The organism is Pseudomonas sp. P5_A2_2, assembly GCF_054177685.1.
In genome coordinates, this window is sequence record NZ_JBGCUL010000875.1 from 1 (window position 1) to 1864 (window position 1864).

Here is a 1864-nt window from a genome sequence, read left to right on the forward strand (position 1 = left end):
GGAACTGACTGTCGGCGCTGACGATACCGATACTGCAGGACGAGAAAACTTCATGGCCATTGATGAAAAACGGCAGGTCGAACGCCACCAGGATCCGTTCGGCAATTTCGATCATCACCTCCAGCGGCGCCTCGGGAGCCAGCACCGAAAACTCGTCGCCCCCCAGGCGCGCCAGCATGTCGGTGTCGCGCAGGCAACCACGTAAACGGTGGGCCGCCTGCATCAACAGCAGGTCGCCAAAATGGTGGCCGAGGCTGTCGTTCACCATCTTGAAGCGGTCGAGATCGATGAACATCACCGACAGGTGCCCGCCTTCGTTGCCGAACCGCGACCAGGACAGATTGAGGCGCTGTTGCAGGTAGGTGCGATTCGGTAGCCCGGTCAGCGCATCGTGGGAGTTCTCGTGCTGCAACTTGGCATTGGCGTGATCGAGCTCGCGGGTGCGGCTCTGCACCCGGGCTTCCAGCTGGAGGTTGGCGGCATGGATCGCTTCGGCGGCCGTGCGTCGCGACAACGCTGTGTCGATGTGCCGTGACACGAACGTCAGCAGCTCCTGGTCACGCTGGGTATAGCTCACCTGCGAGGTATAGCTTTGCACCGCCAGCACGCCTCGCACCACGTCGTCTTCGAACAATGGAATGCCCAGCCAGGAGTAGGAGCGCACAGACTCATGGGCAATTTCGATTTCACCATGCGCGGACAATCGTTCAGCCTCGCCGGCGTCAATCAGGCAGGGTCGACGCTGACGGATCACGTACTCGGTCAAGCCCCGGCGCCCTCGCCGTGCCGCCGGGCGGGTCGTCTGCCGTTCATCCACATAATAGGGAAACGTCACTTCACCGGTCGCGTCGTCGAACAGCGCAATGTAGAAGTTCTGCGCAAACAGCAGGTCATCGACGATGCCATGCAAGGATTGAAACAACTCGGCCGTGTCACCAGGCTGGCTCGACAGTTCGGCTATCTGGAACAGCGCGTTCTGCAGGTGTTCGGCGCGCTCTCGGTCTGCGACTTCCTGCCTCAAGGCGTCGTTGAGTGCCGAAAGCTCCAGGGTACGACGCATCACTGTTTCTTCCAGGTCCTCCCGATGCAGAATCCGGTCCAGCGCCATGGCCACGTGACGGGCTACCACCAGAAACAGCGCGCGGTCTTCGGCGCTGTAGATGCGAGAAACGTCGTAGACCTGCATTGCCAGCATGCCAAACACGTCATCCGAGGCGTTTTTCAATGGAGCGCCCATCCAGAACTCGGGACGATCACCCACGCAGTAGAAACGGTTTTCGGCCTGAGCCGCGAGAATGCCGGCAGAGTCAATCAGCAACGGCTGGCCGGTGGTCAATACCTGGCCGGTCAACGACAGATGCGCAGGGTCAAGGTATTCGTAGTTCTCGGCTTCCAGGGCATCAGCGTCGATGATGTCGACGTAATACGGGTAGTCGATCTTGCCGGTGTGCGGGTTATACAGCGCGAGATAGAAGTTCTCGGCGTCGATCAGGCTGGCCAGCAGCCGGTGAACCCCCACCAGAAACACTGACCGGTCACGGGTCGAACTGGCGAGATAGGTAATTTCATACAGCACACGCTGCGTGATCTGCGCACGGGCAAGGGTATTGGTCTGTAGCTCAATGCCCAGGYGCTGGGCAAGTTCAGCGAGCGCCGGCTCTGCTGCATCGTCGACTGGCGCGAGTAGCCAACCCAGCACACTTTCGCCTCTTCCGGTCGGCCAGCGGTGCACGTTGCGGGCCAGGCAAAAGGCTTCGAACTCGTCATTCGCAACGCTAGAAGGCCACTGTACCCGTGGGTCGCCCTGGCCAACCCGATGCATCTGTTCACCGGTGCGGTAAAACACCCAGGCGCTGGTATGGGC

The 1864-nt window shown here is 60.6% G+C and carries 1 protein-coding gene; it reads right to left on the minus strand.

All coding sequences use genetic code 11. The annotated features are described in order from the left end of the window. On the minus strand, positions 1-1864 hold a 1864-nt coding region (locus tag ACXRVY_RS26790), incomplete at both ends, for a diguanylate cyclase domain-containing protein (RefSeq protein WP_458238705.1).